The organism is Dietzia sp. DQ11-71 (assembly GCF_014144995.1).
In the GTDB taxonomy this organism is placed as follows: domain Bacteria; phylum Actinomycetota; class Actinomycetes; order Mycobacteriales; family Mycobacteriaceae; genus Dietzia; species Dietzia kunjamensis.
This window is the reverse complement of sequence record NZ_JAALDT010000273.1, coordinates 1-6,247: the sequence shown is the minus strand read 5'-3', so window position 1 is coordinate 6,247 and position 6,247 is coordinate 1. Positions and strand designations below refer to the sequence as shown.

The 6,247-nt window shown below is 70.5% G+C and carries 5 protein-coding genes; 2 read left to right on the top strand and 3 right to left on the bottom strand.

Annotated features, from left to right (window positions below; genetic code table 11):
* Positions 1 to 1,251, top strand: a 1,251-nt coding sequence (locus G6023_RS10200; protein WP_182635347.1) for a DEAD/DEAH box helicase, incomplete at its 5' end; no start/stop codon positions are given.
* 42 nt (positions 1,252 to 1,293) lie between these two features.
* Here the strand turns inward: G6023_RS10200 and G6023_RS10195 are convergent.
* The 3 genes from G6023_RS10195 to G6023_RS10185 form a co-directional block, all read right to left on the bottom strand.
* A complete protein-coding gene (locus G6023_RS10195; RefSeq protein ID WP_182635345.1) occupies positions 1,294 to 2,085 on the bottom strand; it encodes an ROK family protein in 792 nt (263 codons plus the stop codon).
* Between the two features lie 113 nt (positions 2,086 to 2,198).
* Positions 2,199 to 2,489, bottom strand: a complete 291-nt coding sequence (locus G6023_RS10190) for a hypothetical protein (protein WP_154829744.1) — start codon at positions 2,487 to 2,489, stop codon at positions 2,199 to 2,201.
* Positions 2,490 to 2,575: 86 nt separating this feature from the next.
* A complete protein-coding gene (locus tag G6023_RS10185) occupies positions 2,576 to 3,409 on the bottom strand; it encodes a hypothetical protein (protein ID WP_241727797.1) in 834 nt (277 codons plus the stop codon).
* Between the two features lie 272 nt (positions 3,410 to 3,681).
* On the opposite strand from G6023_RS10185, the gene clpB reads away from it, so the two are divergent.
* Entirely contained in the window at positions 3,682 to 6,234 is a 2,553-nt protein-coding gene (gene clpB / locus G6023_RS10180; RefSeq protein ID WP_182635343.1) for an ATP-dependent chaperone ClpB, read from the top strand.
* Positions 6,235 to 6,247 lie beyond the last annotated feature (13 nt).

The following is a 6,247-nucleotide window of genomic DNA, read 5'->3' as shown; positions in this document are numbered from 1 at the left end:
GGCCCCGGGGCGCCCGGCCCGTTCCTGGTGGTGGCACCGTCGTCGGTCGTCCCCAACTGGGAGGCCGAGGCCCGCCGGTTCGTGCCCTCGCTGCGCGTGGCGCGGCGGTCGGCGACCGAGGCCAAGTCCGGCACCACGGTCGCCGAGGACGCCGGTGCGCACGACATCGTGGTGACCTCGGCGACGGTCCTGCGGCTGGACGCCGAGTCCTACGCCGGCATCGAGTGGGCCGGCGTGATCCTCGACGAGGCCCAGCAGGCCAAGAACCCCACCTCCAAGCTCTTCGCAGCGCTGGCCGGGCTGCGGGCCGACTTCCTACTGGCGGTCACCGGCACACCGATGGAGAACAACCTCACCGAGCTGTGGGCGGTCGCGGCGCTGTCGTGCCGCGGTGTCCTGCCCGACGCCAAGGACTTCCGTGCCCAGTACCGCACGCCCATCGAGAAGAACGGTGACACGGCCGCACTGGACCGGCTGCGGCGGCGACTGCGGCCCTTCCTGCTCCGGCGACGCAAGGAGCTCGTGGCCGGCGAACTGCCCCCGCGCACCGATGCGGTGATGGAGATCGAACTCTCGGCCACGCACCGCCGGCTCTATGAGCGGGAACTGGCGCGGCAACGCGCGTCCCTGCTGGCGCTGCTCGACGACTTCGAGGCCAACCGGATCAGCATCCTCGCCGGGCTGACCGTGCTCAGGCGTCTCTGCCTGGACGCCTCGCTGATCGACCCGGCCCACGCCGGGGTCGCCTCGGCCAAGACCGACGAGCTCATCGCCGCGCTGCGGGAGGTGGTGGCCGAGGGGCACCGCGCGCTGGTGTTCAGCCAGTTCACCACCTACCTCGACACGGTCGTGGACCGCCTGCGCGCAGAGGGGATCACGGTGGCGCACCTCGACGGCCGGACCACCGACAGGGCGGGGGCCGTGGGTGAGTTCACCGAGGGCGGCGCGCAGGTGTTCTGCCTCAGCCTCAAGGCCGGCGGCGTCGGGCTGAACCTCGTGGGCGCCGACTACGTCTTCCTGCTGGACCCGTGGTGGAACCCGGCGACCGAGGCCCAGGCCGTCGACCGCGCGCACCGCATCGGCCAGACACGACCGGTGCTGGTGTACCGGATGGTCGCCCGGGACACGATCGAGGAACGGGTGGTCGAGCTGCAGCGCCGCAAGGCCGAGCTGTTCGCGTCCGTCCTGGACAGCGGTGAGCACTTCTCGGCCGCGCTCACCGCCGACGACCTGCGGGGGCTGCTCGACTAGAACGTGCGGGCCGGGTGTCGGGGCCAGGCCACGAGCGTCGGCTCAGCGTCGCTCGGGGAAGGCCAGCCCCGCGGCGACGGCCGCCCCGAACAGCGCGGTGTCCCGCGACGGCGAGAAGACCACCCGAGGGGTGGACACCGAGATCGGCAGGGACTGGAGCTGTTCGGCGACCGGGCCGTGCAGGGCCTTGCCCAGACCGACCACGATGCCCCCCGTGAGCAGGACGGTCTGAGGGCGGAAGAGCTGGACGGCGTCCACGAGGAACGAGCCGAGCCGGTAGGCGTAGATCTCGGCGGCGCCGTCGCCGTGCTCGCGCTCGAGGTCGTACAGCCCGTGACCGCCGAGCCCCCACCAGGCCTCGGTGTTGGTGCCGTCGCCGACGATGCGCCAGTGCCCGAGGTCCCATCCGGTGTGGCCGCACGGGTGGATGAGCGCGCCGTGGTGATTGAGCGCACCGAACGCCAGGGAGGAGCCGAGCGAGATGGCGATCCCGCCGAACTCCACGTCGGGCAGTCGCGTCAGTGCCAGGGCATGGGCGTCACCGTCGCCGATGACGGAGACGGGCGCGTCGATCAGCGACACGAGTTCGGTACGCAGGTCGCCCTCCGCCCAGGCGGCGGCGCGCGAGGACACCACTCGTCCCCGGTCCGCATCGACGTGGCCGTTGAGGGACACGCCCACGCCGGCGGGGGAGTCGTCGACGGCGAGGACCGCTGCGGCGAGGTCCTCGGCCGTCGCGACCTCGGCCCCGTGGACGCCCACCACGTGGCCGTCGACCACGGCGCCGATCCGCGTACCACTGCCGCCGATGTCGACGACGACGCCGTTCCTCATCCCTGCACCTCCGGTTCGCCCGCCGCTATTCTCACCACTCATTCGTAGCGGTCGGGCAGCGGGCTGGGTGGCGACTCCGGTCGGGTGGGGGTACGGGGTGAGATGCTCAGGGGTCACCCGGTCTCGGCGTTGCGGATCGGATCGCTGGTCTGACCCACGGTGCTGCAGTACAGCTTGGCCGCCTCCTGGTTGAGCGTGACCTCCATGCCGGCGGGATCGGACTGCCCCTTCTCGTCGAGGAAGGTGGTGATCACCTCGCGCTGGTCCTCGGGCGCCATCTCCATGTAGTCGCCACAGGTGGTGTCTCCTCCCTTGTTCGGGTCCATCGCACCGCAGCCGGTCAGCGCGGCGAGGGCGAGGGCGGTGGCGGCGGCCAGTGCCGCGGGGCGGGGACGGGTGGACATGGGAACCTCCGGGGATGGTGTCGTCAGATGAGGCGAGCGTAGGCCCGCGGGGTCGGCGGCATTCCTCGTTCGGGCGATGCCCGGGCTCAGTGGCACTCGACCATGTGCAGCGCGAACCGGTCGCCGTAGCCGAGGATCGTCTGGATCTCGCCGATCCGCTCCTCCGTCATGATCTCGGGACGGTGGGGTCCGGCGTGGTCGATCCCGACGGCGTGCATCAGTTCGTGCAGGGTCAGACTTCGGGACCAGGGGTCTCCGGGAACGGGACTGACCTGGCCGGGTTGGATCACGACGGTCCCCTGCAGGATGAGGCCCCGGGGCCAGACCGCGCCGCCGCCGACCCCCGCCGCGCCGTGGGTGTGGAACATCGGATGGTCGCCGTACGTCACCGACAGGGCACCCTCCACGTCCTTCTGGTCGGGAGCGCCTGGTCCGGTGTAGCGCAGCGGTAGCCCGCTGGAGAAGGCGAGCGTATCCACCGCCCAGGCCAGATCGGTCTCGCTCCCCGGTGGGGCATCGAAGGACCGCACCGGGATCTCGTGCTCACACGGCCAGTGGGCCAGGTACCCGTCGTCGGTGGTCTCGACGGCGTAGTCGACGCCCTCGATGAGCCCGGCCGGCGGCGGGAAATCCTCCGGGCGTCGCGGCGACCATTCCCCGCGCAGCGGCACCGGGGCACCGGGGATCGTGGTGTCGACGGCGCGGGCGTCGCCGGCGCGGAAGATCCCGCCGTTGCCACCGGAGAGCCGGACCGCGACCTCTCCGATCGCCGCGACCGTGTCGCGGTGCCGTTCTGGGACCTTGTCCAGTAGGTACGGGGTCGTGCCGACCACCGCGAGGGCGATCACCACCGGGACGGTGACCGCCAGGACGTAGATGGCGATCCTGGTCGCGCGGGCCAGGGGACTGTAGTGATCCATGGCGCTACCGGTTGCTATCCGCAATCGACAGGACAGGGGAGGGGAAGGGCACGTCGGTCACGAGTTCTGCCTGGGGGGTTGAGGGGGCGACGGTCGAGGGGGAGCCGCCAGAGGTCTAGGAATGTACTTATATCGTGACGGCGTTCACATCCGGGCGTTCTACTTGAGTGGAATAGACTCAAGGAGGCGGAGGTTGTACGAGGCGTCCGGCCGAAACGGAACCGGTATTGATTCCAGTACGCTCAACAATACGTCGAAGAAAGGACCGGTCGATGAGCCAGTTCAACCCCACGACCAAGACCCAGGCGGCTCTGTCGGCCGCAGTCCAAGCCGCCTCCGCGGCGGGTAACCCGGATGTGCGTCCGGGCCACCTGCTCGTGGCCCTGCTCGAACAACAGGACGGGATCGCGGGTCCCCTCCTCCAGGCCTGCGGGGTGGACCCGCAGCTCGCCCTGACCCAGGCGAAGGGCCTCGTCGGTGGCTACCCCAAGGCGTCCGGCTCGGGGCTCGCCGCCCCCAACTTCAACCGGGACGCCCTCGCCGTCATCAACTACTCCCAGACCCTCGCGGCGGAGATGGGCGACGACTACGTCTCCACCGAACACGTCCTCGTCGGGATCGCGGCCGGTCACACCGGTGGCGATGCGGCCAAGCTCCTCACGGAGCTCGGTGCCGCCGAGGACGCCCTCAAGGCGGCGTTCACGGCGGTCCGCGGGAACACGCGCGTGACCACGGAGAACCCCGAGGACCAGTATCAGGCTCTCGAGAAGTACGCCACGGACCTCACCGCCCGTGCCCGCGAGGGCAAGATCGACCCGGTGATCGGGCGTGACTCCGAGATCCGGCGCGTCGTCCAGGTCCTCTCCCGCCGCACGAAGAACAACCCGGTGCTCATCGGCGAGCCCGGGGTCGGCAAGACCGCCATCGTCGAGGGGCTGGCCCGTCGCATCATCGCGGGCGACGTCCCCGAGTCCCTTAAGGGCAAGACCCTGCTCTCGCTCGACTTGGGGTCGATGGTCGCCGGCGCGAAGTACCGCGGCGAGTTCGAGGAGCGCCTCAAGGCGGTGCTCGACGAGATCACGGCGGCCGAGGGGCAGATCATCACGTTCATCGACGAGATCCACACGATCGTCGGCGCGGGAGCGACCGGCGAGGGCTCGATGGACGCCGGCAACATGATCAAGCCGATGCTCGCCCGCGGTGAGCTGCGGCTGGTCGGCGCCACGACCCTCGACGAGTACCGCAAGTACATCGAGAAGGACGCGGCCCTGGAGCGCCGCTTCCAGCAGGTGTACGTGGGCGAGCCGAGCGTCGAGGACACCGTGGGGATCCTCCGCGGCCTCAAGGAGCGGTACGAGGTGCACCACGGTGTGCGCATCACTGACTCCGCCCTGGTCTCCGCCGCCGCGCTCTCGGATCGCTACATCACGCAGCGGTTCCTGCCGGACAAGGCGATCGACCTCGTCGACGAGGCCGCCAGCCGCCTCAAGATGGAGATCGACTCGCGGCCCGAGGAGATCGACGCCGCCGAGCGGATCGTCCGACGGCTCGAGATCGAGGAGGTGGCGCTGCAGAAGGAGACCGACGCGGCGTCCAAGGATCGACTGGTGGCCCTGCAGGCCGAGCTGGCCGACGCCAAGGAGAAGCTCGCCGAGCTCACCGCCCGCTGGCAGAACGAGAAGACCGCCATCCAGGGTGTGCAGCTCATCAAGGAGGAGCTCGACGCCCTGCGCACCGAGTCCGAGAAGGCCGAGCGCGACGGCGACTACGCCCGGGTGGCCGAGATCCGCTACGGCCGGCTGCCGGAGCTGGAGAAGCAGCTCGCAGATGCTGAAGAGTCCGAGGCCGCGGCCGGCGCGATGCTCAAGGAGGAGGTCGGTCCGGAGGACGTCGCCGAGGTCGTCTCCGCCTGGACCGGTATCCCCGTGGGCAAGATGCTCGAGGGCGAGACCGAGAAGCTGCTGCGCATGGAGGACGAGATCGGCCGCCGGGTCGTCGGCCAGGGCGAGGCCGTCCGCGCCGTGTCCGACGCGGTCCGCCGGGCGCGCGCCGGGGTCGCCGATCCCGACCGGCCGACCGGGTCGTTCCTGTTCCTCGGCCCGACGGGCGTGGGCAAGACCGAGCTGGCCAAGGCGCTCGCGGAGTTCCTGTTCGACGACGAGCGGGCCATGGTCCGCATCGACATGAGCGAGTACTCCGAGAAGCACAGTGTCTCGCGGCTCGTCGGTGCCCCTCCGGGCTACGTCGGCTACGAGTCCGGTGGGCAGCTCACCGAGGCGGTGCGGCGCAGGCCGTACACGATCGTCCTGCTCGACGAGGTCGAGAAGGCGCACCCGGACGTCTTCGACATCCTCCTGCAGGTGCTCGACGACGGTCGCCTCACCGACGGTCAGGGCCGCACGGTCGACTTCCGCAACACGATCCTCGTGCTCACCTCCAACCTGGGCGCGGGCGGATCGCGGGAGCAGATGATGGACGCGGTCAAGCGTGCGTTCAAGCCGGAGTTCATCAACCGCCTCGACGATGTCGTGACCTTCGACGCACTCAGCGAGGAGCAGCTCGAGTCGATCGTCGACATCCAGATCGACGAGCTCGCGCGGCGCCTCAAGGGCCGGCGACTGGTCCTGGAGGTCGACGACGCCGCCAAGGGTTGGCTCGCCCGCCGGGGCTACGACCCGGCCTACGGCGCCCGCCCGCTGCGCAGGCTGGTGCAGCAGGCGATCGGCGACAAGCTCGCCCGGGCGCTGCTCGGGGGCGACATTCGCGACGGCGACACCGTCACGGTCTCGCTGGCGGAGGACGGCGAGTCGCTCAGCCTCAGCTGACGCGGCTGACGCG